This is a genomic window from Halomonas sp. BN3-1 (genome assembly GCF_003056325.1).
Lineage (GTDB): Bacteria > Pseudomonadota > Gammaproteobacteria > Pseudomonadales > Halomonadaceae > Halomonas > Halomonas litopenaei.
Genome location: NZ_PYVV01000018.1, coordinates 13,932 through 39,749, shown reverse-complemented (window position 1 = coordinate 39,749; position 25,818 = coordinate 13,932). Strand labels below are relative to the sequence as shown.

Below are 25,818 nucleotides of genomic sequence, written 5' to 3'. Positions count from 1 at the left end.
GCTTTTTCGGCAAACCTCAGCGAGCGGCCGCCTCGAGGGCGCTGACCGCCGGCAGTTCCTTGCCCTCGACGTACTCGAGGAAGGCGCCGCCTCCGGTGGAGATGTAGGACACCTGCTCGGCGATGCCGTACTTGTCGATGGCTGCCAGGGTGTCACCGCCGCCGGCGATGGAGAAGCCGTCGCTTTCGGCGATGGCCTTGGACAGGGCCTCGGTGCCGCCACCGAACTGGTCGATCTCGAACACCCCGACAGGGCCGTTCCACAGGATGGTGCCGGCGCTCTTGAGCATGTCGCCCAGGCGGGCGGCGGTATCCGGGCCGATGTCGAGGATCATTTCGTTGTCGGCGACCTGGTCCACCGGCTTGGTGACGGCTTCGGCGGAGTCGGAGAACTCGGTGGCCACGACCACATCGGTGGGCAGCGGAATCTCGACCCTGGCCATCAGCGCCTTGGCCTTGTCCACCAGGTCGGCCTCGTAAAGAGACTTGCCGACGTTGTGACCCGCCGCGGCGATGAAGGTGTTGGCGATACCGCCGCCGACGATCAGCTGGTCGCACTTCTCGGACAGGGCGTTGAGCACCTCGAGCTTGGTCGAGACCTTGGAGCCGCCGACGATGGCGGTCATCGGGCGCCTGGGAGTCGCCAGCGCCTTTTCCAGGGCATCGAGTTCGGCGGCCAGCAAGGGGCCCGCGCAGGCGGTCGGTGCGAAGCGGGCCACCCCGTGGGTCGAGGCCTGGGCACGGTGGGCGGTACCGAAGGCGTCCATCACAAAGACGTCACACAGCTCGGCGTAGCGCTTGGCCAGGGCTTCGTCGTCCTTCTTCTCGCCCTGGTTGAAGCGCACGTTCTCGAGCAGTACCACGTCGCCGTCTTCCAGGCTCGGTTCCTGCTCGAGATAGTCGGTCACCAGGCGCACGGGGCAGTCCAGCAGGTCACCGAGGTAGGCCGCCACCGGTGCCAGGGTGAACTCGTCGGCCGGCTCGCCTTCGGTGGGGCGGCCTAGGTGGCTCATCAGCAGCACCTTGGCACCTGCGTCGCGAGCTGCCTTGATGGTCGGCAAGCTGGCGCGCAGACGGGCATCGCTGGTCACCTGGCCGTGTTTGACAGGTACGTTGAGGTCTTCGCGAATCAGTACCCGCTGACCCTTGAGGTCGAGATCGGTCATCTTGCGCACGTTCATGTCGGCAGATCCTCGTCTGGAAAGTCTGAGGGAGACAGCGAATGGCAACGGCTGGTCAGTGGCGGTGTCATCGCTCGGGAACCCGGGGAAGGCTGGCGAGGCGCCCGGCCACGTCCAGCATGCGGTTGGCGAAGCCCCATTCGTTGTCGAACCAGCAAAGCAGCTTGAGCAGGCGGCCACCGGCCACCCGCGTCTGAGTGGCGTCTACGATACCGGAGCGGGGATCGTGGTTGAAGTCGATGGACGCCATGGGCTCCTCGGTATACCCCAGCAGGTCAGGAAGCCGTGACTCGCTGGCCTCGCGCAGCAGTCGATTGACCTCGCTGGCCGAGGTATCGCGCTTGACGCAGATGGACATGTCCATGGCCGAGACGTTGATCGTCGGCACCCGTACATGGAGGCACTCGAAGCGCTCCGCCAGGTGCGGCATCAGGCGATTGATGCCTCGGGCCAGGCCGGTGTCCACCGGCACGATGGATTGCATCGCCGAGCGGGTCAGGCGCAGATCGGTCTGGTGGTAGGCATCGATCACCGGCTGGTCGTTCATGGCCGAGTGAATGGTCGTGGTCACACCGTGCTCGATGCCCAGCGCCTCGTCGAGCACGGTCAGGATCGGCACCAGGCAGTTGGTGGTGCAGGACGCTGCCGAGACCACCCGGGCGTCGGGCGTCAGGTCGTCGTCATTGATGCCGCTGACGATGGTGGCGTCGACGTCGCTTTCTGCCGGCTGGGAGAACAACAGCCGGCCGGCTCCTGCCGCGAGATGGCGCTCGGCGGTGGCGCGATCCTTGAAGCTGCCGGAGCACTCCAGCACCAGGTCGATGCCGAGTGACCGCCAGGGCAGGCGGTCAGGGTCCTCTTCGGACAGCACCCGGATCGCATGCCCGTTGATGATCAGATGGCCGTCGCGGCTTTCCACCCGGCCGGGGAAGCGTCCGTGGGTGGTGTCGTAGCGAGTCAGGTAGGTAATGGTATCGAGTCCCGAGAGCTCATTGATCGCCACCACCTCGAAGCTGGGGTCGTTGCGTTCGATGAGGGCTCGCAGGACGCACTGGCCGATGCGGCCGTAGCCATTGATGGCAATACGCTGGGCCATGGGGCTCGATACTCTCCACGGAGGGATGGACACAGGCGCGAAAGTCTATCTCAAATCGCCCCGCGCGTCGCGGCTCCAGCGGCGTCACACTGGGCATAAAACCGCGCAGGTAGCATAAAAATAAAGCTGAATCGGTTCAGCCGAGCATGCCGGCCAGGCGCCAGGCCAGCGGCATCATCAGCGCCGTCAACACCCCGGTCAGCGTCATGCCGAGAGAAGCGAAGGCACCGGCGGTGGGGCCCAGCTCGAAGGCGCGCACAGTACCGATGGCGTGGCCGTTGATGCCCAGTGCCAGCCCCAGCAGGCGCTGATCGGTGATTTTCAAGAGCCGGCCGAACAGGCTGACGCAGGCGGTGGCCGCGACGCCGGTGATCAACAATCCCCCCATCAGGATCGGCACGGAGCCGCCCAGGCGCTCGGTGATGCCCATGGCGATGGGAGCGGTCACCGATTTGGGTGCCAGCGAGGCCAGCAGTTCCGGCGGCGCCCCCAGTGCCCAGGCGATCAGCAACGCATAGCAGGCGGCCAGCACCGTCGACACCGGCAGGCAGACCAGCAGCGGCCGCCACAACGCGCGTATGTGGTGCATCTGCTGGTAGAGCGGTACCGCCAGGGCCACCGTGGCCGGGCCCAGCAACAGCATCAGCCACTGGGCGCCCTGGCGATAGTCGACGTAGGCGATGCCGGCCGCCTTGAGCGTCGCGGCGAGCAGCAACGAGGCCAGCAGTACCGGCGGGCACCAGCCGGGAGAGCCGAGCCGCCGAAACAGCGCCATGCCGGCCAAGTAGGCGCCGATGGACAGGGCGATGGCCAGCATTGGGGTATCGAGGTGATCGACCACGGCGAGGTTCATGAGGTCTTTCCTTGGGCGGTGGTGGTCGCCTCGGAGGGCGTCGCCGGCAGCAGGCGGCGCATCAGCCACAGGGTGCTGGCAACGCTCAGCAGGGTGCCCAGGGTCAGCGCCAGCCCCACGGCGAGCCAGTGCCCCGAGATCTGGTCGAGCACCCAGAACACCCCGACCACGCCGGGCATGATCAGCATCGCCAGCAGCATGATCAGCGGCTGTGCCGCCGCTGCCACGTCTTCGTGCATGCGGCCTCGTAGTACGAAGACACCAGTCAATAGCATCAGTCCGACGACGCCGGGGGACAGCGGCAGTTCACCCAGGCTGACCACCAGGTCGCCGACCAGCCACAACAGCGAAAGCCATAAAAAGCCTCGTAACACGGACATTGCAATCCTCTTGGGTCATTGTCACTGGCCGGGGCCAGGGGAATTGAGCCATTGTGCCGACTCATGGTGCCTTGGTCAGCAGGGGCTCTCGTTGCAGCGCGTCATCCGCTACCCTGTGTAGACTGACTATTCGCCTACCGCCCGACGGGGTCGGGCATGACAGGGAGATTGATGATGAGTGATATTGCCAGCTGGCTGGGTGCCGAGGCAGAGGACCTTTTGACTCATGAATGTCGCGGTATCGCCAAGGAGCAACTCCACCTGCCGGGATCGGACTTCGTCGACAGGGTGATGATGGACTCCGACCGCTCGCCGGCGGTGCTGCGCAGCATGCAGACGATGTTCAACCATGGCCGTCTGGGGGGCACCGGTTACCTCAGCATCCTGCCGGTGGATCAGGGGATCGAACACTCCGCTGGCGCCTCCTTCGCACCCAACCCGATCTACTTCGATCCGGCCAACATTGTGGAGCTGGCGATCGAGGGCGGCTGCAACGCCGTGGCTTCTACCCTGGGTGGCCTGTCGTCGGTGGCGCGCCGCTATGCCCACCGCATCCCGATGATGCTCAAGTTGAACCACAACGAGACGCTGACCTATCCGGCGATCTACGATCAGACCCTGTTCGCCGAGGTCGACCAGGCCTTCGACATGGGGTGCGTCGCCGTGGGTGCGACCATCTACTTCGGTTCCCCCGAGAGCCGTCGCCAGATCGAAGAGATCAGCGCGGCCTTCGAGCGCGCCCACGAGTTGGGCATGGTGACGGTGCTGTGGGCCTATCTGCGTAACCCGGCCTTCAAGCATGAGGGCACCGACTATCATGTGGCCTCCGACCTCACCAGTCAGGCGGTCCACCTGGCGGCGACGCTCAAGGCGGACATCGTCAAGCAGAAGCTGCCCGAGAACAACGATGGCTATCGTACCATCGGCTTCGGCAACACCCACGAGAAGGTCTACAGCGAGTTGACCAGCGATCACCCGATCGATCTGGCCCGCTATCAGGTGGCCAACGCCTACATGGGGCGTGCCGGGCTGATCAACTCCGGCGGTGCCTCCACCGGAGAAGGCGATCTGACCCAGGCGGTGCGTACCGCGGTGATCAACAAGCGGGCCGGTGGCATGGGCCTGATCTCCGGGCGCAAGGCCTTCCAGAAGCCGATGCGCGACGGGGTAAGCCTGCTCAACGCCATTCAGGACGTCTATCTGGCGCCGGATGTCACCATCGCCTGATCCAAGCCTGCCTCAACAACCGCGCAGGATAGAGGATCAGGCCGCCTAGGCCGACCATCAAGGTCGCTAGATACAGCAGGGGCACGGCCTAAGCCGTGCCCCTGCTCGTTTCTGCTGGTCACGCTTTCGGTCGCAACAGGCCGGGCGTGCCGGCCCGCGCTGGACTTAACCCAGCAGCGCCTTGGCGCGTTCCACCAGGTTGTCCACGGTGAAACCGAAGTGCTTGAACAGGTCGCCCGCCGGGGCCGACTCGCCAAAGCTGGACATGCCGATGGTGTCACCGTCGAGGCCCACGTACTTGCTCCAGTAGTCGCGATGGCCTGCCTCGATGGCCAGACGGGCGCGAACACTGCGCGGCAGGACGGACTCACGGTAGTCGGCGTCCTGGCTGTCGAAGACGTCGGTGGCCGGCATCGATACCACGCGCACCTGCTTGCCTTCGGCTTCCAGGGTTTCGGCGGCCTGCATGGCCAGTGTCACCTCGGAGCCGGTGGCGATCAGGATCAGCTCAGGGGTGCCTTCGCTGTCCTTGAGTACGTAGCCACCGCGCTGGATGTTGGCCAGCTGGCTCTTGTTGCGCTCTTGGTGAGGCAGGCCCTGACGGGACAGTACCAGCGCGGTGGGGCCGGCGCTGCGCTTGACCGCGTGGGCCCAGGCGGCTGCGGTCTCGACCGCATCGCAGGGACGCCAGGTGCACAGGTTCGGGGTGGTACGCAGACTGGTCAGCTGCTCGATCGGCTGGTGGGTCGGGCCGTCCTCGCCCAGACCGATGGAGTCGTGGGTGTAGACGAAGATGGCGCGCTGGTTCATCAGCGCCGCCATGCGCACGGCGTTGCGCATGTATTCCATGAAGATCAGGAAGGTGGCGCCGTAGGGCACGAAGCCGCCGTGCAGGGCGATACCATTCATGATGGCGCCCATACCGAACTCGCGTACCCCGTAGTGCAGGTAGTTGCCGCCTGCTGCTTCGGCGCTGATGGCCTCGGCACCCTTCCAGAAGGTCAGGTTGGAAGGCGCCAGGTCGGCGCTGCCACCCAGCAGCTCCGGCAGTTGCGGGCCGAGCTCGTTGAGGCAGTTCAGCGAGGCCTTGCGTGAGGCCACGGACTCGCCCTTCTCCTGGGCGGCCTCGACCAGCGCTTCGCTGTTGAGCTCGCTCGGCAATTCACCCTTCTGGCGACGCAGGAATTCGCGGGCCAGCTCCGGGTGCTCCTGCTGGTAGCGCTCGAAGCGAGCCTGCCAGTCGGCCTGGTGCTTCTGGCCACGCTCGCAGGCGTCCCAGCCCTGGTAGATATCCTCGGGGATATGGAAGGGCGCGTGGGGCCAGTCGAGTTGCTTGCGCGCCGCTGCGACTTCCTCTTCGCCGAGTGCCGCGCCGTGGCATTCTTCCTTGCCCTGCTTGTTGGGGGCGCCGAAGCCGATGACGGTCTTGCAGATGATCAGGGTCGGGCGATCCTGCTGGGTGCGGGCCATCTCGATGGCGGCCTTGATCTCCTCGGGCTTGTGCCCGTCCACCGCCGGTACCACGTGCCAGCCGTAGGCTTCGAAGCGCTTGGCGGTATCGTCGGTGAACCAGCCTTCGACCTCGCCGTCGATGGAGATGCCGTTGTCATCGTAGAAGGCGATCAGCTTGCCGAGCTGGTGGGTGCCGGCAAGCGAGGCGACCTCATGGGAGATGCCTTCCATCAGGCAGCCGTCGCCGAGGAAGCAGTAGGTGTAGTGGTCGACGATCTCGTGGCCCGGGCGGTTGAACTGACCCGCCAGGGTGCGCTCTGCCATGGCCATGCCGACGGCGTTGGCCAGGCCCTGGCCGAGGGGGCCGGTGGTGGTCTCGACGCCGGGAGCGTAGCCGTACTCGGGGTGACCAGCGGTCTTTGCGTGGAGCTGGCGGAAGTTCTGCAGTTCTTCCAGACCCAGGTCGTAGCCTGACAGGTGCAGCAGGGAGTACAGCAGCATGGAGCCGTGGCCGTTGGACAGCACGAAACGGTCGCGATCGGCCCACTTGGGATCGTCAGGGTTGTGAACGAGGTAGTCGTTCCACAGCACCTCGGCGATATCGGCCATACCCATCGGGGCTCCGGGGTGGCCGGAGTTGGCCTTCTGGACGGCATCCATGGAAAGGGCGCGAATGGCGTTGGCCAGTTCGAAACGGGACGGCATTGAGGGCTCCTCGCCTGGGGCAAAGTGGCAATCTGACGTTGGCCTGCCCGGTGGGGGCGGCGCAGCGGCGTCAAGGATAGGCGCCGCCTGTCGTGCCTGTGGACAACGAGGGCGGGAGGGGCGGCGCGGATCGATCGGGGACATATTGTCGCCGGAAATGACATATCCATCAAATGCCGGGGACTTGATCCATGCCTGGCAGGGTCTGCCATGGCCCGGCCTGTCGCTAGGAACCGGACGGTCGAGCGTGTAGAATTTCGTCCCGCCAGGTCCACGCGGAATCTGCATAGTGCGATCGTCGATCACGGTCGCTCCCGTTTCCATCTTGCCAGGCCCGCCTGCCGATTATCCTACAGAGGGTCGAGGACGCCATGAGCGAATACTCCCTGTTTACCTCCGAGTCCGTGTCCGAAGGACACCCGGACAAGATTGCCGATCAGATTTCCGATGCCGTGCTCGATGCCCTGATCGCGCGGGACAAGAATGCCCGTGTGGCCTGCGAGACCCTGGTCAAGACCGGTGTCGCCATCGTGGCCGGCGAGATCACCACCTCCGCCTGGGTGGATCTCGAGGAGCTGGTGCGCAAGGTGATCATGGATATCGGCTATACCTCCTCCGACGTCGGTTTCGACGGCGAGACCTGCGGGGTGCTCAACCTGATCGGCAAGCAAAGCGTCGAAATCGCCCAGGGCGTCGATCGCGAAAAGCCCGAGGATCAGGGCGCCGGTGATCAGGGCCTGATGTTCGGCTATGCCACCAACGAAACCGACTCTTACATGCCGGCGCCGATCCACTACAGCCATCGGCTGGTGGAGCGCCAGGCCGAGCTGCGTAAGCGTGGCCTGCTGCCCTGGCTGCGTCCCGATGCCAAGAGCCAGCTGACCTTCCGTTACGACGATGCCGGCAAGCCCTGCGCGGTCGATGCCGTGGTGCTGTCCACCCAGCATGATCCGGACATCGACCAGGAGCAGCTGCGCCAGATGGTCCAGCGCGAGATCATCGAGCAGGTACTGCCGGCGGAGTGGCTGTCCGACAGCACGCGTTATCACATCAACCCGACCGGCAAGTTCGTCATCGGCGGCCCGGTGGGTGACTGTGGCCTGACCGGGCGCAAGATCATCGTCGACACCTACGGCGGCATGGCGCGACATGGTGGTGGCGCCTTCTCCGGCAAGGACCCGTCCAAGGTCGACCGCAGCGCCGCCTACGCCGGCCGCTACGTGGCCAAGAACGTGGTAGCGGCGGGACTGGCCGAGCGTTGCGAGATCCAGGTGTCCTACGCCATCGGTGTCGCCGAGCCGACCTCGGTGTCGATCAACACCTTCGGCACCGGTCGTATCGATGACGAACGTATCGTCGAGCTGGTGCGCGATCACTTCGACCTGCGCCCCAATGCCATTACTCGCATGCTGGATCTGCTGCATCCCATGTATCAGCTGACCGCAGCCTACGGTCACTTTGGCCGTGAGCCCTTCGAGACCAGCTATAGCTGGACCGATACCGAAGGCGAGATCCACACCGAGACTTTTACCGCCTTCCCGTGGGAGAAGGTCGACCGGGCCGACGCTCTGCGCGCCGCCGCCGGTATCTGAGCCCTCATCCGACAGTATCGGCACGGTGTCCGCGCCTGCCGACATGACAAGGCCCGCCTGGTTCGCCAGGCGGGCCTTGTCGCATTGTGGCGGCGGGGGGGCCGCGAATGTGCGAAGAGACGTTGGCAGAGCGGTCGCAAGTCTTCTGGTGACCTGGTGGTGATTGTGCGTCTTTGCCTACCTCTTTGTCGCCGGGTTATGCGTCAAACGGCGACATCATCTCATTCCTTTTCATATCCGCGCATGCGGGCGGAGAAGCCTTTGGCTCACGGCTAATATTAGATGGAGACAGGATGCAGATGCCGCTTAGTCGGCAGCGCGGTATCGCATCAGCTCGTCATCATCTGTCAGGCAGCCAGTGATGGTCGTTGGTTCTTTATAGTCAAAGGTTCGATGTGTCGTTGTCCATCGCCAGATCGTTGTCGAGAAACCGCTGTCGAGAAACCGCTGTTCGAGAAACCATCGGCGGCCAAGTGGCCTGCACGGGAAAGTGACGCCCACGTCGCCGGAAAAACGGTTAGAAAGCGGTTGGAAGGCGGCCAGAACGTGAGAATGATTAGCGATAAAAAACGCCGGCGAGCCGCCTGAAAGATGTCAGGAAAGAGGCGCTTTCGGCGACAGGCATATATGGCCTGTGTGAGTTGGACGTCGGTATATATCCATGTCCTTGGCATTTGGGGCGCTGGACAGAAGGCGGTTCGTGGAAGCACATGTCTTGGCCACGATTGAAGTGTGGCCGGCACGATGGTGTGGTCGGCACGATGGAAAGAGGCCATAGCGCCCGTGACAGGAATACTGGCTGGTGCCCCGGGCGGCACGAAGAAGAGCCGATGTGCGGGTGAGACAGGATCAGGGACATGAGCGCTGCGCCAAGACGGTAGCAACGACAGGGGGATCAGAAGATGGGCGAAGCAAGGCACCACTATCACTTCTATCAGCGCCATCATCAGGGGCACTTTCAGCGTCTTCACGCGGACCCGACCTGCTCGCGAACCAGGCTGGCGTCACAGCAGGAACTCTGGCGCAAGGAGTCGCCGTCGCGCAAGGGGGCTGGCGATGACGGGACCACCGAGGCTGGAGGGCGATACTCCCATGACGTGGTATCGCCGGAAGGTGACGATGATTATCTCCAGTATCGTGAGCTATTCATGACCAAGCTGGCGCTGGAGGCTACCGCCGCACTGGCAACGTTCCTGGTGACTGCCGCCGCCATCATGATGATTCTGCTTCAGCACCAGGGACTCTTGACCGCCGTCATCGTCATTGCACTGAGCGTGCCCGCCTTTGTGCTGTCGACGCAGCGCCTTTCGTGCCTGGGGCATGATGCAACGATGTTCGAGAGCGAACCCTTGGGAGATATTCGATTATGAGCATCGGTCAACAGGTGCTGCTCGGCGTCGCTATTACCTCGCCGTTGCTGGTGCTGACCTGGTGGTCGGTACGGCGTACCGATCGCCACCTTAGAAAGCGTCGCCAGCAGCACTGAACCTTTTGGCCGTGCCGTTCGGTCGGGGCCTTCGGTTGTGGCCAAGGAGGGCCAGATGGTCGGACGTCCCGCGTCATGTCAGGAACTCGCCTTGCCACTCACGTTCCCTTTTCCACGCCTGTCTGCAGGAAAGTGGCGAGTCTTGCTGCTCGTTGGCTTTATCGTCCTGCTTTCCTTTGCCAACGCCAACGCCAACGCCAACGCCAACGCCAACGCCAACGCCAACGCCAACGCCAACGCCAACGCCAACGCCAACTGTCCTGACTGGACGGCGAGCACGGCGTCCAGTCGCATCACCGAGTTGACCAGCCACCTGCGGCAGTGGGAGCAGGCCTACCGAAAGGACGGCAGCTCGCCGGTCAGCGATGATGTGTTCGACCAGACCGAACGTCGGTGGCGCGAACTCCAGCGCTGTTTTCCCGAGCTCGAGGTGGCGGACTTCAAGGATAGGGCTTCCGCGCCGACAGCGGATAGTGCCATCCCCTGGCAGCGCCATCCTGTGGCGCATACTGGGCTGCGCAAGGCGCAGGACGCTGCCGAGGTGCAGCGTTGGCTGGTGACTGAAGGTCCAGGCTCGCCGCCTGCGGCACCGGCCGACCGCGCTACCGATGTCTGGATTCAGCCCAAGGTAGATGGCGTGGCGGTCAGCCTTGTCTATCACGAAGGCCGCCTGGCGGGCGTGTACAGTCGTGGGGACGGGCGGACCGGCCAGGACTGGACACGCCATGCCGCGGTCATCCCGTCGATTCCCCAGCGCCTGGCAGGTGATTGGCAGTCGCTTGCCGACGGCGATGGTCTGGTGTTTCAGGGTGAGCTGTATGAGCGCCTTGAAGATCATGTCCAGCAGCGGGATGGCGGGGCAGGGGCACGCTCCCATGTGGCCGGCTGGCTTGCCCGCGATGAGTTGTCCCCTGCGCTGGGCCAGCGTATCGGTCTGTTCGTCTGGTCCTGGCCGATGGGGCCGCGGGCGCTCGAGGAGCGACTGTCAGGGCTCGAGCGCCTGGGCCTGGGTCAAATATCGCGATACACCCACCCTGTTGAATCCCAGGAGGACGCCGCCGCCTGGCGCGAGCGCTGGTATCGCTCGCCGCTGCCCTTCGCCACCGATGGCGTGGTACTACGGCGTGGGCGCAGGCCCGACGGTGTGACCTGGCAGGCCGAGCCGCCGCACTGGGCACTGGCCTGGAAGTATCCACCGCGAGAGGCCCTGGCGGAGGTAGCCGACATAGCGTTCCGCATTGGTCGTAGCGGTCGCATCACCCCGGTGGCCCGGCTTGTGCCGGTGGAGGTGGATGGACGCAGGCTGAGCCAGGTCAGCCTGGGGAGCCTGTCACGCTGGCGTGAGTGGGATCTGCGGCCCGGCGATCAGGTGATCATCGAGTTGGCCGGGCTGATCATCCCTCAGCTTAAGGGGGTGGCCTGGCGCGCAGCCGAGAGGCTTGACCTCGAGGTTCCCGCGGAATCGGACTTTCACCTGCTGAGTTGCTGGCACCCGACCCCGGGCTGCCGGCAGCAGTTTCTGGCTCGCCTGGCCTGGCTCAGTGATTCATCGGCGCTGGATCTCGACGGCGTCGGGGAAGGCACCTGGAAGGCGCTGGTGGACGCTGGCCTGGTGGCGGGGTTGCTGGACTGGCGGGAACTGTCGCCAGAGCGACTGGCCCAGGCAAGCGGCATCGGCAAGGTCACCGCAGAGCGTCTTGGTGTTGCCTTCTCCGAGACCAGCCATCGCGGCTTCCCGCGGTGGCTAAGCGCCCTGGGAGCGCCCTCGGCCGGGGGTATCTCCGAGCACGACTCCTGGCGCACGCTGTCTGCGTTGGACGCAGCCGGCTGGCGCCACCGCCCCGGCGTCGGTGATGTCGGCGCCAGGCGCTGGCGCGCGTTTCTATCGCATCCCGAGGTCGACGCCCTGGCGCGGCAACTGGCCGACGCCGGTATTGCTGGCTTCGTCGGGGCCTTCGACGATGACGCGACACGTTCGATTGCCACGCCGGGCTCAGCTAGCCCTTCGCATGGCCATTCGCATAGCCCTTCGCATAGCCCTTCGAACCGCTCTCCAGCTAGTCTCTCACACCGCGCACCAGCTTCCCCCCTCAGCGACTCGACTGAAAAGTGATGCTGGCGCCCGGCTAGAGATCGGCGCAGCGCCCTGGTTGGCGAGTCCGCCATGGTGACTCCTATAGTGAAGGCTGGATAACCAGCAGGAGGCGAGCATGACTCCGACCGAGGCTTCGCAAAGGGCGCAGTGGGCTCAGCGTCAGGGTGACTACCGGGTCGCCGATATCGGCCTGGCCGACTGGGGGCGCCGCGAGATTCGCATCGCCGAAAGCGAGATGCCGGCCTTGATGTCCCTCAGGGCCCGGTACCGTGAGGTCCAGCCGCTGAAGGGCGCACGTATCGCTGGCTGTATCCATATGACGATTCAGACCGCGGTGCTGATCGAGACCCTGGTCGACCTTGGTGCGAGCGTACGCTGGTCGTCCTGCAATATCTTTTCCACCCAGGACCACGCCGCCGCGGCCATCGCCGCAGCAGGCATCCCGGTATTTGCCTGGAAGGGCGAGAGCGAGGACGAGTTCTGGTGGTGTATCGAGCAGACGGTGGATGGCGCCGACGGCTGGACCCCCAATCTGGTGCTGGATGATGGCGGAGACCTGACGCTGCTGTTGCACGAGCGACATCCGGACAAGCTTGACGCCATCCACGGCATCAGTGAAGAGACCACCACCGGTGTCCATCGACTGCTCGAGATGCTCAGGGCAGGCACCTTGAAAGTGCCGGCCATCAACGTCAACGACGCCGTCACCAAGTCGAAGAATGACAACAAGTATGGCTGCCGTCACAGTTTGAATGACGCCATCAAGCGTGGGCTCGATCACCTGCTGGCGGGCAAGCAGGCATTGGTGATGGGCTATGGGGACGTGGGCAAGGGGTCGGCGGCCTCGCTGCGCCAGGAAGGCATGATCGTGCGGGTCGCCGAGATCGACCCGATCTGTGCCATGCAGGCCTGCATGGATGGCTTCGAGGTGGTTTCTCCCTATCGCGGCGGTGTCAATCGTGGCGTCGACAGTCTCGATCTCGAACTGCTCGGCAAGACCGACCTGGTGGTGACCTGCACCGGCAATATCGGCGCCTGTGACGCCGCCATGCTGGGCGCTCTCAAGAATGGCGCGGTGGTCTGCAATATCGGCCACTTCGACAGCGAGATCGATACCGCCTACATGCGCAAGCAATGGCTCTGGGAGGAGGTCAAGCCCCAGGTGCACAAGATCTACCGTGACGCCGGGCCGGGGCAGACGTACGATCCCGACAGCCGCAATGTGATCTACCTGCTGGCCGAGGGGCGTCTGGTCAACCTGGGCAACGCCACCGGCCACCCCTCGCGGGTGATGGATGGCTCCTTCGCCAATCAGGTGCTGGCGCAGATGCACCTGTACGCCCGGCGTTTTGCCGAGCTGGGCGCCGACGAACGCGACGGCATGATTGATGTCACGGTGCTGCCACGCCATCTCGACGAAGAGGTGGCGCGCTACATGGTGGAGGGCTTTGGCGGCGTGATCACTCAGCTGACCGAGGCCCAGTCGGAGTACGTCGGAGTGCCGGTGGAGGGGCCATACAAGCCCGATCACTATCGTTACTGAGGCTTGCCGGATAGGGGGCTGTGCGCCCCGCCAGCCTTGATCGGGGCAGGGAATCAGGGCTGGGTAGTCAGCCTGGGGCGAGCCTGGGGAATAGCGGGGCAGGGGGCGGCACCGGTCATCGTTTCGTCATGGCCGCGCCATGGCAGTGTCACCGGGACAGGACAGGCTGGGTGGGCGTCACAGGAGACTGCCCATGGCCACATCACTGACCGCTCGTACCCTGTTCATTTCCGATCTTCACCTCGGCACCCGGGATTGCCAGGCCGCCTTGCTGTCGCGGCTGCTGCGCCGCGTGCGCCCGGAGCGCCTGTATCTGGTAGGGGATGTGATCGACCTTATCGCCATGCACCGTCGGGCGTCACTGCCGGCGGAGCAGCAGCGTCTGGTGGGGCGACTGTTGCGCCTGGCCAAGGGCGGATGCGAGATCATCTACATCCCCGGCAACCACGACGCGGCCTTGCGTCAGCTGTGTGGCATCCGTATGCACCGGGTGCGCATCGAGCGCCGGGCGATCCACGAGACCGCCGATGGTCGCCGTCTGCTGGTCAGTCACGGCGACGAGTTCGATACCCATGTGCGCCTGGCCCCCTGGCTGATGGCGCTGGGTGATGGCATGCATCAGTTTGTGCTGTCGCTCAATCGCTGGTGCAACAAGGCGCGCAGCCTGCTGGGCCTGCCTTACTGGTCGCTGGCGGCGGCGGTCAAGGGGCGCATCGGCGCGGCCCAGCGCTATGTCGAACAGTTCGAGCAGGCGGCCATCCACCAGGCGGCCCGGGAAGGACTCGATGGCTACGTCGGCGGGCATATCCACAAGGCCGGATTTCGTGCCCAAGATGGCGTGCTCTACTGCAACGACGGTGACTGGGTGGAGCATTGCACGGCGCTGATCGAGCGCCCCGACGGCAGCCTGGCGCTGATCGACTGGGAAGGGCAGGTGATCGAGGCCGAGCCTTCGATGCCCCGCGCCTGCCCCGAGGGCGTCCTGGCGGGGGCCTGAGGAGCGCTTTTGAGCCTTCCTTCACCACTTCGATTTGTCTAACGGGCGGGGCGCTGGCCTTCGCCAGCGTTCTGCTGGCCACCCGCAATTTCTTCTTCAGCCGCGGGTCATTGACCGTGCCTGCCATGTGGCGTCGTCTGCGGCGTAAAAATAAGTTGTTGAACTCATGCTGCCAGCGGCCATGCTGCAAGACGAGCGCGACGCGCACACACGTCGGCGTATGTATCGGTAAGCGCCGGCGGTTTTTCGTCTGGTAACCAGGAGGTTGGCATGGCAAGCGTACATATCGTGGGTCCCGCGTTCTCGAACTTCGTGCGCAGCGTGATGCTGGTGTGTCACGAGAAGGGCATCGAGCACAGTGTCGGGATGGAGGTCGAAGGACGTCGTGTCGAGCTGCATTCACCGGAGTTCAAGGCGCTCAATCCCTTCGACAAGATTCCCGTGCTGATTCACGGCGAACGACGCCTGTACGAGAGCGTTGCCATCTGCCGCTACCTGGAGGGCGCCTTCGATGGGCCAGACCTGCTACCCAGGGATGACTGGACGCGGGCCCAGGTGGACCAGTGGTGTGCTGCGCTGGCCACCCAGGCCGACCAGGCCATCGTGCGGCGCTACCTGCTGGAACTGGTCTTTCCCAAGGGGCCCAATGGCGAGGTGAGGGAAGACCGGGTTCGCGAGGCGGCCCCGGAGGTGGCACGGATACTGGCCATCCTGGAGCACCAGTTGGCGGGGAGAGACTTTCTCGTCGGTGATGGCTTCACCCTGGCCGATGCCCTGGCGGCGCCGATGCTCGACTATCTGGAGGCCACGCCGCCCGCCGCCTCGCTGATGGAGGCGGCGCCAAATGCCCGAGCCTACGTGGAGCGTCTGAGATCGCGGCCTTCCGGCAAGGCGGTATTGGTCGCGCCCGTGTTTCCCCGCTAGTCACTCTCGGCGCTAGCGACTTTCGCCTTTCAGCTTTACTGCACCAGTCCAAGCATCCCGCTCAGGTACAGCGGGATCACCAGCGGCGCGGCCAGTGTAGTGATCAACACCGCCAGGGCGCCCTTTTCGGGCGCGATGCCGAGCTCCATGGCCACCACCACTACGTTGGCGGCCATGGGCACCACCCCGATCAACAGCAGCGCCAGCGCCATGTCCTGTGACAGCCCGGTGGTGGCCTTGAGCAACAGGACGGCGCCCAGCATCAGCAGTGGCCACAGCGCATAACGCACCGCCACGCAGGCGCCGATAAAGCGCCCATCCAGCGAGCGCACAGAAACTCGGCCCAGGGTCATGCCGATGATCATCATGCCGAGCAGGGTGTAGGTTGCCGGAAACACCGACATGGCATCGGTCACCGCCGCTGGCACCGTCATGCCGACCCCTTCCACCAAAAGCGCCGCCAGGAAGGCGTAGATCAGCGGCAGCCTGGCGATCTTGAGCAGGCTGTCGCGCACCGTAAAGCGGCCGCGGGCGCTCAGATAGAAGCCGACGGTGAACTCGTAAAGGGTGACGCCGAGTGCGCAGAACAGGTACAGGGTGACGCCGGAGGGGGGCAGCAACACCAGCGCCACCGGCAAACCAAAGTAGCCGGTGTTGCCGGTACCGGCAGAAAACGCCAGCACCGAGCCTTCCTCATCCCCCAGCCAGCGCTTTCCCAGCCGATTGATGAGCACGGCCACCAGGCTTGCGATCACGAACAGGGCAGCGGTCAGGGCGAGGTAGACCGGCGTCGGACCGCCCAGTACCAGCGCGCGGAAGAAGGTCAGCGGAGCGATCAGGTAGATCAGCAGGGTGGCGATGGGACGAGGGTCGACCTTGAGCCGCCTGGCGGACAGGACGCCGAGGGCGACAAAGGCGAGCAGGGTCCACAGGGGGCCCATCAGCGAGGTCGGGTCGACGGCCATGTTCATCATCCTTGGGTGCCAGGCCCCGTATCATGCCGTCTGGGCGCGCCGGTGTCAGCCCGGGCCGGCTGCCGAGGTCATTTTTTAGAACAGGTGGTTATGAGATTCCCTTTTCTTATATGAAGAGAATTGAAGTTTACCCGCGAAACTTTCATTGGTCGGGGTGAGACTGAGTCGTCACAATGGCACCCATCACCTTTACGGCCGCCGATTTGCGGTAGCCCGACACGCTTCACGAGGACCCCGAGATGAGCGCACAAGAGCACCCGCTGGGCATCAGTTTCGAATTCTTCCCCCCGAATACCGACGCCGGGCGGGAGAAGCTGATGCGCAACCGGGATCTCTTGGCCGAGCGCAACCCGCGGTTCTTCTCCGTCACCTACGGTGCCGGCGGTTCCACCCAGAATCGCACCATCACCACCGTCAATGCGGTGCGCGAGTGCGGCATCACCACCGCGCCGCACCTGTCCTGCGTCGGCAGCGAGAAGGCCCAGCTGCGCGAGCTGCTGACCGACTACAAGGCCCAGGGCATCAACAGCCTGGTGGCCCTGCGCGGTGACCTGCCTTCCGGCATGGGCGGCATCGGCGAGCTGCGCTACGCCAACGAGCTGGTGGAGTTCATCCGTGAGGAGACCGGCGATCACTTCGAGATCGCGGTGGCGGCTTATCCGGAGTCTCACCCCCAGGCGGCGAGCTTCGAGGCGGATCTTCAGAACTTTGCCCGCAAGATGAATGCCGGTGCCAACCTGGCGATCACCCAGTACTTCTTCACCGCCGACGCCTACTTCCACTTCGTCGAGCGGGCTCGTCAGCTTGGCGTGGAAGCACCGATCATCCCCGGCATCATGCCAATCACCAACTACTCCAAGCTGGCGCGCTTCTCCGACGCCTGCGGTGCCGAGATCCCGCGCTGGATTCGCAAGCAGCTCGAGGCGTACGGTGATGACAGCGCCGCCATCGCCGACTTCGGCGAAGAGGTGATCTCGCGTCTGGCCCAGCGCCTGCTCGACGGCGGCGCCCCGGGGCTGCACTTCTACACCCTCAACCAGGCCGAGCCGACGCTGAAGATCGTCGACAACATCACCGGCCGCTCATGACACCAACAACAACGCTGGACGGGTCGCGCTAGCCAGTCGCGACCACAACAACAAGAACGTCGGCCCCGCCCTGTGCGGGGCCGTCGTCGTTCTGGGGGAGGGTAGAAAAACGAAAACGCCTGGCGGTTCGGGCAGGCCAACGGCGGGCGGCCGTCGTCATGGGGGAGCCCCAGGCACGAAAAAGCCCCGCCATGGGGCGGGGCCAGAGAGCGGGGCTCAAGGTGCGGAGTTAAAAGGGGCCAGGGTTCAGCCTGCGGTGGCGCTGCGGGTGCCGCCTCCGCTGGCGCGCTGCATCACGAACAGGCCGATGGCGATGGCCAGCCCCGCCAGGTCGGTGACGATGCCGCCGTAGATCAGGCACAGGGCGCCGATCAGCATCACCAGCCGTTGCCAGGCCTTCACCGGTCCGAAGAACCAGGCCTGGACGGTGGCCGCCAGCAGTATGATGCCGATGGTGGCGGTGGTGCCGACCCGCAGGATCTGGGGCCAGTCGCCTTCCATCAGCATGGCCGGGCTGTAGAAGAACATGAACGGCACGATAAAGGCTGCCAGACCGATCTTGAACGAGGCCACCGAGGTGCCCATGGCGTTGTCGCCGGAGATACCCGCCGCCGCGTAGGAGGCCAGCGCCACCGGCGGGGTGATTGCCGAGACCACCGCGAAGTAGAACACGAAGAAGTGCGCCACCAGCGGCTGGATGCCGATGTCGATCAGGCCCGGGGCGACCACCGAGGCGGCTACCGCGTAGGCGGCGGTGGTGGGCATGCCCATGCCCAAGAGGATCGAGATGCACATGGCGAAGAACAGCGCCAGCAGCTGGCTGACACCGGCCAGGCCCAGCAGCAGCGACGAGAAGCGCGCGCCGACGCCGGTCAGGGCGATGACGCCGACGATCAGGCCGGCGCAGGCACACACCGCGATGATCTGGATCGACATGGTGCCGGCCAGGCTGAGGGCCCGCAGGATGGAACGAATGCCCATCTTGTGGGGTGACAGCCAGCTCACCACCGCGGCGGAGGCGGTCGCCAGCGTGCCGGCGCGGATCACCGAGTAGCCCATGAACAGCGCTGTGATCAGGATGATGATCGGGGCGAACAGGTAGACCTGCTTGATCAGCTTGGAGAACTGCGGAATCTCTTCCTTGCGCATGCCGCGCATGCCCTTGCGGGCCGCCTCGAAGTCGACCATGAAGTAGACCGAGGCGAAGTACAGGATCGCCGGGATCAGCGCGGCCACCGCGATCTCGGTATAAGGAATACCGGTGATCTCGGCCATGATGAAGGCGCCGGCACCCATGATCGGCGGCATGATCTGGCCACCGGTGGAGGCGGCCGCCTCGATGGCGCCTGCGCTTCTGGCCGGATAGCCGACCTTCTTCATCAGCGGGATGGTGAGCGAGCCGGTGGACACCACGTTACCGGCGCTGGTGCCGTTGATCATGCCCATCAGGCCGGAGGCGAAGATCGAGACCTTGGCGGGGCCGCCACGGGCGCGACCGGCGCCGGCGAAGGCGAAGTTGACGAAGTAGTCACCGACCTTGGAGGCCTGCAGGAAGGCCGCGAAGATGATGAACAGGATGATATAGGTGGAGGACACCGCCGTGGTCGGGCCGAGGATGCCGGCGTCGGTGTAGACCTGGCTGAAGAAGCGCCCCAGCGACAGTCCCGGATAGCCGAGGAAGCCCGGCAGCCAGGGGCCCATGAAGACGTAGGTCAGGAAGATGGCGGAGATCACCACCAGTGCCAGACCGGCAACGCGGCGGGTCAGCTCGAGGATCAGCAGCGAGCCGGAGATGGCGGCCCAGCTGATGCCCATGGGCGCGAAGGAGGTGCCGGTGGAGGCGCGCAGCGGACTGTTGAAGACCACCAGCAGGTAGCCGGCCACGGCGGCGGCGCAGACCATCAACACGACGTCGGCCAACAGCAACTGGTGGCGGGCCTGACGGGGAAACCAGGAAAGCGCAATGGCACCGACGGTGGCCAGGATCAGCGGCGCGCCGTAGTGCCAGTTTTCGATGGCCGGCTCGATGCGCATGGCGCCGCCGGCCATGGTCTGCTGCATCAGCACCACCTGGATCAGGGCGTAGCCTGCGGGCAGCAGCAACGCCAGGGCGATCACGCTGGCCCAGCGCGGCGCACCGTCCTGACCGTCCTCGACGAAGCGCGAGCCGGTGTAGAGGCCGAACCCGAGGATCAGCGCGCCGGCGATATGGATGATGCGGAACGACCAGGTCTCGATGGGGTAGATATTGAGCGAGACCAGGTGAAAGACGGTGTAGGCCACGGCGAGTACGCCGAACAGCCACCACTTGCCGCCCTGGAAGACACGGCGATTGGGTTCGACGGCTTCGTCGTCGACGCCCGAGGCGACGATGGGTTCGACCGAAGCGTCGGCCGCATCCTCGTCGCGGGGAGAATCTGGGGTGTGGGTCATGGAACGATACCTTGAGAAACGGACGACCGGCCGGGTGCCCGCCCGCGGACTGGCCGCGGGCGGGTGATCCTGATTACTGCTTGATCATGGACGGATCGATCTCGTAGCCGTTTTCCTCGTACCAGCGCGCGGCGCCGGGGTGGAACGGCAGCACGGTGTTGTACTGAATGTTCTCGGGAATGGTGGTCGCGGCACTGCGGTGCACGTCGAGCATCTTGTCGTTGTTTTCCATGGTCAGCTTGGTGACTTCGTAGACGAAGTCTTCGGGCAGGTCACAGCCGGCGATGGCGAAGTTCCACATGGACACCGCACGGGCGTCTTCCTCGAGGGTGGTGTAGGTGCTGGCCGGGATCTGGAAGGCCGAGACCGGGAACTTGTCGAGGACCTGCTGCTGCTCTTCCTCGGTGAATTCGACGATGTTGACGTCGGTCTGCACCTCGAGCTGGCTGACCGCGGGGATCGGAATGCCGGCGGCGAAGGCGATCACGTCGAGCAGGCCGTCCTGCAGCTGCCCGCCGAGGTCAGACCAGCCACCGTTGCGGCGATCGAAGTTGACGCCCAGCTCTTCGAGGATGGCCGGGAAGTAGGTGTCGGAGGTGGAGGCTGCCGGGCCGAAGCCGATACGAGCGCCGTCGGGAATCTCGGAGATCGAGGTGATGCCGCTGTCGGACAGGGCGGTGATGGAGAACGGGGTCTCGTACATCGGGAACATGGCGCAGACGTTGTCCATCTTCACGCCGGGGGCCAGCGGGCTCTTGCCGTTCACCGCGTCGGAGGCGGGACCCATGGTGGTCAGGCCGAAGGCCACGTCGCCGCCGTGCACCAGCGCCAGGTTCTGGGTCGGACCACCGGTGACTTCGCCGCCGCCGGACAGACCGAGCTGGTCGGCGACCAGGTTGGCCCAGCCGGAGCCGTAGACGAAGTAGGTGCCGCCCTGGCTCGCGGTGCCCACGGTGAAGCTTTCAGGCCAGTCTTCACGGTCTGCCTGGGCGGCAGCGGACACCAGCAGGGTGCCGGCGAAGGTGGTGGCGAGGACGCCGGTGAGGAGCCGGGTAGAGGTGCTCATGCAATGTCTCCCAATGCGATGGACGTTGTGGTTATCGTGCTGCGGTCTCAAGCCTAGACGCCAAGACCGAGCCTGACCGGACGTCGGTCAACGCAAGAGGTATCGCAAGGGGTGTGCCCGACCCAAGGATTTATCTGTAAATCAGTTGGTTATTAAAGAGGCTTTAGACATTGGTCGAAAATGTCGACAAGGCCTTTGTCCGAAGTTTCGCACGTTTGCCGAATTAGAGTGTGCGGATATCCGCACACCCTTGAGCGTAAAAGCGTCGCGTGCTGAATCAGTGGCGTTTGCCGGGGTCGAGAATGCGAACCGGCTGGATCTCTTCAGTGGCGGGGGCTTCGGACTCCCGGTTGACCCGTGTGGCGAGCTCTTCGACCACGTCGTCCTCGATCGGCAGCTGTTCGAAGAAGTCGCAGCTGACGCACTCACGGTAGCGCACGCCATTCTGCTCCCAGGCGCGGATACGGTCCATGGCGGCGCAGCGGGGGCAGACGACGCCGGCGATAAAGCGTTTCTTGACGGTCATGTCGGTCTCCACAAATGGCAACGCCCCCGCTGTCGGCGGGGGCGTCGACGAGACGGATGGTCAGGCGGCGCGGATGCCGCTGTGGCGCAGCAGCGGTTCGATGCTCGGCTCGCGGCCGCGGAAGGCCTTGAACAGTTCGGCGGCATCCCTGGCACCGCCCTGCTCGAGGATCTCGCGGCGGAAGCGAGCGCCGGTCTCGGCGTCGAAGGTGCCGGCCTCCTCGAAGGCGCTCCAGGCGTCGGCGGACAGCACCTCGGCCCACTTGTAGCTGTAGTAGCCCGCCGCATAGCCACCGGCGAAGATGTGGCCGAAGCTGTTCTGGAAGCGGTTGAATTCGACCCGCGGTACCACCGAGACCTTGGCGCGGACATCGTCCAGCAGCGCCTGGATGTCGGCGGCAGACGGCGCTGCTGGCTCCAGATGCAGGCGGAAGTCGAACAGCGACAGCTCGACCTGGCGCAGCATGCCCATGGCGGACTGGAAGTTCTTGGCCGCGGTGAGCTTGTCGAACAGCTCGTCGGGCAGCGGCTCGCCGGTGTCGACGTGGCCGGAGATCAGATCCAGCCCTTCACGCTCCCAGCAGAAGTTCTCCATGAACTGGCTCGGCAGCTCCACCGCGTCCCAGGCCACCCCGTTGATGCCCGAGACGTCGGCCACCTCCTGGCGGGTGAGCATATGGTGCAGGCCGTGGCCGAACTCGTGGAACAGGGTGGTGACCTCGTCGTGGGTCAACAGCGCCGGCTTGTCGCCCACCGGGCGGGTGAAGTTGCAGGTCAGGTAGGCCACCGGCAGCTGCAGCTCGACGCCATGACGACGACGCACCCGGCACTCGTCCATCCAGGCGCCGCCGCGCTTGCCTTCCCGGGCGTAGAGATCGAGATAGAAGCCGGCGATGGGCTGCCCGTTCTCGAGCACCCGGTAGAAGCTGACGTCCTCGTGGTAACTGGGGGCGTCGGGATCCTGCTCGACCTGCACGCCGTAGAGGCGCTCGACCACGCTGAACAGCCCGGCGACCGCCTTGGGCGCGGGGAAGTAGGGGCGTAGCTGCTCCTGGGAGATGGCGTAGCGGGCCTCGCGCAGTTTCTCGCTGGCGTAGCCCACATCCCAGGGGGCGAGTTCCTCGAGCCCCAGCTCGTCACGGGCAAAGGCCTCGAGCTCGCTGAATTCCTGTTGGCCCTGGGGCAGGGCCCGTCTGGCCAGGTCGTCGAGGAAGCCGATGACCTCGCTGGGGCTGTCGGCCATCTTGGTCGCCAGCGAGTAGTCGGCGTAGCTGGAGAAGCCCAGCAGCTCGGCCATCTCGCGGCGCAGCGCCAGGGTCTCTTCCATGATCGGGGCGTTGTCGTACTCGCCTGCGTTGGGGCCTTTCTCGGAGGCCCGGGTGACGAAGGCGGTGTAGACCTCACGGCGCAGCTCGCGGTCTTCGGCGTAGCTCAGCACCGGGAAGAAGCTGGGGAAGTCCAGGGTGATGCGATAGCCCTTGTTGCCCTTGGCCTCGGCGTTGGCCGCCAGGGTGTCCAGGGCGCTCTGGGGCAGGCCGGCCAGACGGTGGTCGTCGTCGAGTTCCAGCGCCCAGGCCTGGGTCGCGTCCAGCAGCTGGTTGGAGAAGGTGCTCGACAGACTCGACAGGCGCGTGCGGATTTCCGCCGAGCGCTGTTTCTTGTCTGCTGGCAGGTCGACGCCAGCCAGGCGGAAGTCACGCAGGGCGTTGTCCACCGAACGCTGGCGAGCCTCGTCGAGCTCGGCGAAGGCCGGGCTGTCCTTGAGCGCCTGCCAGGCGCGGAACAGGCCTTCGTGCTGGCCGATCCAGGTGCTGTAGGCGGAGAGCTTCTCGAGGCAGCCGTCGTGGGCCTCGCGCAGCTCCGGTGTGCTCATGGTCGAGTTGAGGTGCGATACCGGCGACCAGGCCTGGGCCAGGCGGTCGCTCATCTCTTCCAGCGGCGCCGCCAGGCTGTCCCAGCTGGGGGTGTCGCGCTCGGCTTCGGCCACCAGCTTCTCGACGCCTTCGCGCAGCTCCTCGAGCAGCGCGTCCACCGCAGGGGCGACGTGCTCCGGGCGAATCTCGCCGAAGGGCGGCAGGGTGTGGCGTTCTAGCAGCGGATTGCGGGACATGGGCACCTCTCGGGAATTCGACAATGGTTCAGTAAATGCGGGCGACTGCCGGCGGTTTCAATGTGCTAGTCTTGCGGCCTTCGTTTTTCTCGATCTGGACACCGAAAGACCATGAACCAAACGCTGGAACGCTGGAGTTCGCGCCGCGCCTTTATCCTGGCCGTGACCGGGGCCGCCGTCGGTCTTGGCAACATCTGGCGCTTCCCCTACATCACCGGGGAGAACGGGGGCGCCGCCTTCCTGCTGCTCTATGTAGGCTTCGTGGTGGTGCTGGGCCTGCCGGTGATGATGGCAGAGATCATGATCGGCCGGGCCGGTCGGCGCAGCCCGATGCAGTCGCTCGCTGAGCTTGCGCGTCAGCGCGGCACCTCGAGCCACTGGAAGTGGCTGGGGCTGTTCGGCGCCTTCACGGTGTTCTGTATCCTGTCGTTTTACTCGGTGGTGTCCGGCTGGTCCATCGACTTTATGGTCAAGGCCTTCAGCGGAGGCTTCGCAGGCCAGAGTGCGCCGCAAATCGGCGCAGGCTTCGACGCCTTCCTGGCTGACCCGCTGCGGATGACGCTCAACCATACGCTGTTTCTGGTGATGACCATGGTGGTGGTCGCCGCCGGCGTGGCCAAGGGCTTGGAGCGCCTCAATAACCTGCTGATGCCGGCGCTCTACCTGCTGCTGATCGTGCTGGCCGGCCACGCCGTGACCATGGACGGCTTCGGTCCGGCCATGGCCTGGCTGTTCACCCCGGATTTCTCGGCGCTGACGCCGATGGTGCTGGTGCACGCCATGGGACATGCCTTCTTCACCCTGGCGGTGGGGGCCTGCGCGCTGATGGCCTACGGCGCCTATATGCCCGACCACCAGAGCCTGCCTGGCGCCGCCGGCGCGGTGGCGGTGCTTGATGTGCTGGTGGCGCTGCTGGCCGGTATTGCGATCTTCTCGGTGGTGTTCACCCAGGGCATGGATCCGGGGGAGGGTCCAGGACTGGTATTCGTGACCCTGCCGGTGGCCTTCGCCGAGCTGCCCGGTGGTCCCTTCTGGCTGGGACTTTTCTTCCTGCTGCTGCTGCTGGCGACCTGGACTTCATCGATCAACCTGGCCGAACCGATGGTCTCGACCCTGGTGGGCTGGGGGCTGTCGCGGCGCATGGCCGCCCTGGCGGTGGGCCTGTGCGTATGGCTGGTGGGGCTGTTGTGCGTGCTGTCGTTCTCGAGTCTGAGCGACGTCCACCTGATCGGGGAGATGAACTTCTTCGGCGTGGTCAGCACCATTCCGCCGGAGATCTTCCTGCCGCTAGGCGGTCTGTTGATCGCCATCTTTGCCGCCTGGGTGATGCCTGAGCAGGAAGCGCTGCGGGCGCTGGATGCGGGGCCCAATGGCTTTCGCGTGTGGCGCGCCGTGGTACGCTGGGTGTCGATTCCGCTGGTACTGGTGGTGCTGTTCAGCGGTCTGCTGTAGTGCCGCGACCGACCGGCGCACAACCTTCAGGAGAGACAGCGATGGCAGACAGGGTGGCAACGGAAGCGCACGATGGTACGCCGGGGTATCCGGTGATCCGTTCCTGGCAGGGTGTAAGCCCCAGGCTGGGCGCGCGGGTCTATATCGACCCCCAGTGCATGGTATTGGGTGACGTGGAGCTGGGCGACGACTGTTCGGTGTGGCCGATGGCGGTGATTCGCGGAGACATGCACCGGATTCGCATCGGCTCGCGCACCAGCGTGCAGGACGGCAGCGTGCTGCACATCACCCACGCCAGCGACTTCAATCAAGGCGGCTGGCCGCTGACCATCGGCGATGAAGTCACCATCGGCCACAAGGCGGTGCTGCATGGCTGCACCCTGGGCAACCGGATCCTGGTGGGCATGGGCGCCATCGTCATGGACGGGGCAGTGGTCGAGGACGAGGTGATCATCGCCGCCGGTGCGGTGGTGCCCCCCGGCAAGCGCCTGGAAAGCGGCCACGTCTACGCCGGCAACCCGGCCAAGGCGCTGCGCCCGCTGAAGGATTCTGAGCGCGCCTTCTTCCCCTACACCGCAGGCAACTACGTCAAGCTCAAGGATCAGTACCTGGTCTCGGCCCAGGGCTGACGACAGAGCCG

At 65.1% G+C, this 25,818-nt stretch carries 20 protein-coding genes; 10 read left to right on the top strand and 10 right to left on the bottom strand.

The window, feature by feature from the left end:
- Nucleotides 1-16: 16 nt before the first annotated feature.
- From C9F12_RS20045 to C9F12_RS20030, 4 genes are all read right to left on the bottom strand, one after another.
- A complete protein-coding gene (locus C9F12_RS20045) occupies nucleotides 17-1,180 on the bottom strand; it encodes a phosphoglycerate kinase (RefSeq protein ID WP_045992248.1) in 1,164 nt (387 codons plus the stop codon).
- Nucleotides 1,181-1,247: 67 nt separating this feature from the next.
- On the bottom strand, nucleotides 1,248-2,276 hold the full coding sequence (locus C9F12_RS20040) for a glyceraldehyde 3-phosphate dehydrogenase NAD-binding domain-containing protein (protein ID WP_108449997.1): 1,029 nt from the start codon (nucleotides 2,274-2,276) through the stop codon (nucleotides 1,248-1,250).
- Between the two features lie 136 nt (nucleotides 2,277-2,412).
- On the bottom strand, nucleotides 2,413-3,129 hold the full coding sequence (locus C9F12_RS20035) for an LrgB family protein (RefSeq protein ID WP_045992246.1): 717 nt from the start codon (nucleotides 3,127-3,129) through the stop codon (nucleotides 2,413-2,415).
- On the bottom strand, nucleotides 3,126-3,509 hold the full coding sequence (locus tag C9F12_RS20030) for a CidA/LrgA family protein (protein WP_045992245.1): 384 nt from the start codon (nucleotides 3,507-3,509) through the stop codon (nucleotides 3,126-3,128). Before C9F12_RS20030 ends, C9F12_RS20035 begins: the two co-directional genes overlap by 4 nt.
- Nucleotides 3,510-3,683: 174 nt before the next feature.
- Between C9F12_RS20030 and C9F12_RS20025 the strand changes: the two genes are divergently transcribed.
- Nucleotides 3,684-4,736, top strand: a complete 1,053-nt coding sequence (locus C9F12_RS20025; RefSeq protein WP_045992244.1) for a class I fructose-bisphosphate aldolase — start codon at nucleotides 3,684-3,686, stop codon at nucleotides 4,734-4,736.
- Nucleotides 4,737-4,901: 165 nt separating this feature from the next.
- On the opposite strand, the gene tkt is transcribed toward C9F12_RS20025, so the two are convergent.
- Nucleotides 4,902-6,893, bottom strand: a complete 1,992-nt coding sequence (gene tkt / locus C9F12_RS20020) for a transketolase (RefSeq protein WP_108131765.1) — start codon at nucleotides 6,891-6,893, stop codon at nucleotides 4,902-4,904.
- Nucleotides 6,894-7,264: 371 nt separating this feature from the next.
- Here tkt and metK point away from each other — a divergent pair, with 371 nt between their 5' ends.
- From metK to C9F12_RS19990, 6 genes are all read left to right on the top strand, one after another.
- Nucleotides 7,265-8,485, top strand: a complete 1,221-nt coding sequence (gene metK / locus C9F12_RS20015) for a methionine adenosyltransferase (RefSeq protein ID WP_045992242.1) — start codon at nucleotides 7,265-7,267, stop codon at nucleotides 8,483-8,485.
- A gap of 902 nt (nucleotides 8,486-9,387) precedes the next feature.
- A complete protein-coding gene (locus tag C9F12_RS20010; protein ID WP_108449996.1) occupies nucleotides 9,388-9,855 on the top strand; it encodes a hypothetical protein in 468 nt (155 codons plus the stop codon).
- Nucleotides 9,856-10,113: 258 nt separating this feature from the next.
- A complete protein-coding gene (ligB, locus tag C9F12_RS20005) occupies nucleotides 10,114-12,084 on the top strand; it encodes an NAD-dependent DNA ligase LigB (protein ID WP_205254739.1) in 1,971 nt (656 codons plus the stop codon).
- Between the two features lie 97 nt (nucleotides 12,085-12,181).
- Nucleotides 12,182-13,609: an adenosylhomocysteinase gene (ahcY, locus tag C9F12_RS20000; RefSeq protein ID WP_108449994.1), complete on the top strand. Its 1,428-nt coding sequence runs from the start codon at nucleotides 12,182-12,184 to the stop codon at nucleotides 13,607-13,609.
- Between the two features lie 193 nt (nucleotides 13,610-13,802).
- Nucleotides 13,803-14,606 (top strand): UDP-2,3-diacylglucosamine diphosphatase, encoded by an 804-nt coding sequence (locus tag C9F12_RS19995; protein WP_108449993.1) that lies wholly within the window; start codon nucleotides 13,803-13,805, stop codon nucleotides 14,604-14,606.
- 270 nt (nucleotides 14,607-14,876) lie between these two features.
- Nucleotides 14,877-15,530 (top strand): glutathione S-transferase family protein, encoded by a 654-nt coding sequence (locus C9F12_RS19990; RefSeq protein WP_045992237.1) that lies wholly within the window; start codon nucleotides 14,877-14,879, stop codon nucleotides 15,528-15,530.
- Nucleotides 15,531-15,565: 35 nt separating this feature from the next.
- Here the strand turns inward: C9F12_RS19990 and C9F12_RS19985 are convergent, their stop codons facing one another.
- Nucleotides 15,566-16,495, bottom strand: a complete 930-nt coding sequence (locus tag C9F12_RS19985) for an AEC family transporter (RefSeq protein ID WP_108131759.1) — start codon at nucleotides 16,493-16,495, stop codon at nucleotides 15,566-15,568.
- Between the two features lie 248 nt (nucleotides 16,496-16,743).
- Here C9F12_RS19985 and metF point away from each other — a divergent pair, with 248 nt between their 5' ends.
- Nucleotides 16,744-17,592, top strand: a complete 849-nt coding sequence (gene metF, locus C9F12_RS19980; RefSeq protein WP_045992235.1) for a methylenetetrahydrofolate reductase [NAD(P)H] — start codon at nucleotides 16,744-16,746, stop codon at nucleotides 17,590-17,592.
- Between the two features lie 246 nt (nucleotides 17,593-17,838).
- On the opposite strand, the gene C9F12_RS19975 is transcribed toward metF, so the two are convergent.
- From C9F12_RS19975 to prlC, 4 genes are all read right to left on the bottom strand, one after another.
- The gene (locus tag C9F12_RS19975; protein WP_108449992.1) at nucleotides 17,839-20,025 is read right to left on the bottom strand and encodes a TRAP transporter permease; all 2,187 of its coding nucleotides are present in this window, start codon (nucleotides 20,023-20,025) and stop codon (nucleotides 17,839-17,841) included.
- Between the two features lie 73 nt (nucleotides 20,026-20,098).
- The gene (locus C9F12_RS19970; RefSeq protein ID WP_045992233.1) at nucleotides 20,099-21,091 is read right to left on the bottom strand and encodes a TAXI family TRAP transporter solute-binding subunit; all 993 of its coding nucleotides are present in this window, start codon (nucleotides 21,089-21,091) and stop codon (nucleotides 20,099-20,101) included.
- A 277-nt stretch (nucleotides 21,092-21,368) separates the two neighbouring features.
- Nucleotides 21,369-21,617: a YheV family putative zinc ribbon protein gene (locus C9F12_RS19965; RefSeq protein WP_108449991.1), complete on the bottom strand. Its 249-nt coding sequence runs from the start codon at nucleotides 21,615-21,617 to the stop codon at nucleotides 21,369-21,371.
- Between the two features lie 60 nt (nucleotides 21,618-21,677).
- Entirely contained in the window at nucleotides 21,678-23,726 is a 2,049-nt protein-coding gene (gene prlC / locus C9F12_RS19960) for an oligopeptidase A (protein ID WP_108449990.1), read from the bottom strand.
- A 111-nt stretch (nucleotides 23,727-23,837) separates the two neighbouring features.
- On the opposite strand from prlC, the gene C9F12_RS19955 reads away from it, so the two are divergent.
- Both C9F12_RS19955 and C9F12_RS19950 read left to right on the top strand, forming a co-directional pair.
- Nucleotides 23,838-25,178 carry a sodium-dependent transporter gene (locus tag C9F12_RS19955; RefSeq protein WP_045992230.1) on the top strand — a complete coding sequence of 447 codons (1,341 nt, stop codon included), beginning with the start codon at nucleotides 23,838-23,840 and terminating at the stop codon, nucleotides 25,176-25,178.
- 41 nt (nucleotides 25,179-25,219) lie between these two features.
- Entirely contained in the window at nucleotides 25,220-25,807 is a 588-nt protein-coding gene (locus tag C9F12_RS19950; protein ID WP_108449989.1) for a gamma carbonic anhydrase family protein, read from the top strand.
- Nucleotides 25,808-25,818: the final 11 nt, after the last annotated feature.

Coding starts and splice junctions, on each gene's coding strand:
- C9F12_RS20045 (WP_045992248.1), bottom strand. CDS start 1,180: ATGAACGTGCGCAAGATGACCGATCTCGACCTCAAGGGTCAGCGGGTA.
- C9F12_RS20040 (WP_108449997.1), bottom strand. CDS start 2,276: ATGGCCCAGCGTATTGCCATCAATGGCTACGGCCGCATCGGCCAGTGC.
- C9F12_RS20035 (WP_045992246.1), bottom strand. CDS start 3,129: ATGAACCTCGCCGTGGTCGATCACCTCGATACCCCAATGCTGGCCATC.
- C9F12_RS20030 (WP_045992245.1), bottom strand. CDS start 3,509: ATGTCCGTGTTACGAGGCTTTTTATGGCTTTCGCTGTTGTGGCTGGTC.
- C9F12_RS20025 (WP_045992244.1), top strand. CDS start 3,684: ATGAGTGATATTGCCAGCTGGCTGGGTGCCGAGGCAGAGGACCTTTTG.
- tkt (WP_108131765.1), bottom strand. CDS start 6,893: ATGCCGTCCCGTTTCGAACTGGCCAACGCCATTCGCGCCCTTTCCATG.
- metK (WP_045992242.1), top strand. CDS start 7,265: ATGAGCGAATACTCCCTGTTTACCTCCGAGTCCGTGTCCGAAGGACAC.
- C9F12_RS20010 (WP_108449996.1), top strand. CDS start 9,388: ATGGGCGAAGCAAGGCACCACTATCACTTCTATCAGCGCCATCATCAG.
- ahcY (WP_108449994.1), top strand. CDS start 12,182: ATGACTCCGACCGAGGCTTCGCAAAGGGCGCAGTGGGCTCAGCGTCAG.
- C9F12_RS19995 (WP_108449993.1), top strand. CDS start 13,803: ATGGCCACATCACTGACCGCTCGTACCCTGTTCATTTCCGATCTTCAC.
- C9F12_RS19990 (WP_045992237.1), top strand. CDS start 14,877: ATGGCAAGCGTACATATCGTGGGTCCCGCGTTCTCGAACTTCGTGCGC.
- C9F12_RS19985 (WP_108131759.1), bottom strand. CDS start 16,495: ATGGCCGTCGACCCGACCTCGCTGATGGGCCCCCTGTGGACCCTGCTC.
- metF (WP_045992235.1), top strand. CDS start 16,744: ATGAGCGCACAAGAGCACCCGCTGGGCATCAGTTTCGAATTCTTCCCC.
- C9F12_RS19975 (WP_108449992.1), bottom strand. CDS start 20,025: ATGACCCACACCCCAGATTCTCCCCGCGACGAGGATGCGGCCGACGCT.
- C9F12_RS19970 (WP_045992233.1), bottom strand. CDS start 21,091: ATGAGCACCTCTACCCGGCTCCTCACCGGCGTCCTCGCCACCACCTTC.
- C9F12_RS19965 (WP_108449991.1), bottom strand. CDS start 21,617: ATGACCGTCAAGAAACGCTTTATCGCCGGCGTCGTCTGCCCCCGCTGC.
- prlC (WP_108449990.1), bottom strand. CDS start 23,726: ATGTCCCGCAATCCGCTGCTAGAACGCCACACCCTGCCGCCCTTCGGC.
- C9F12_RS19955 (WP_045992230.1), top strand. CDS start 23,838: ATGAACCAAACGCTGGAACGCTGGAGTTCGCGCCGCGCCTTTATCCTG.
- C9F12_RS19950 (WP_108449989.1), top strand. CDS start 25,220: ATGGCAGACAGGGTGGCAACGGAAGCGCACGATGGTACGCCGGGGTAT.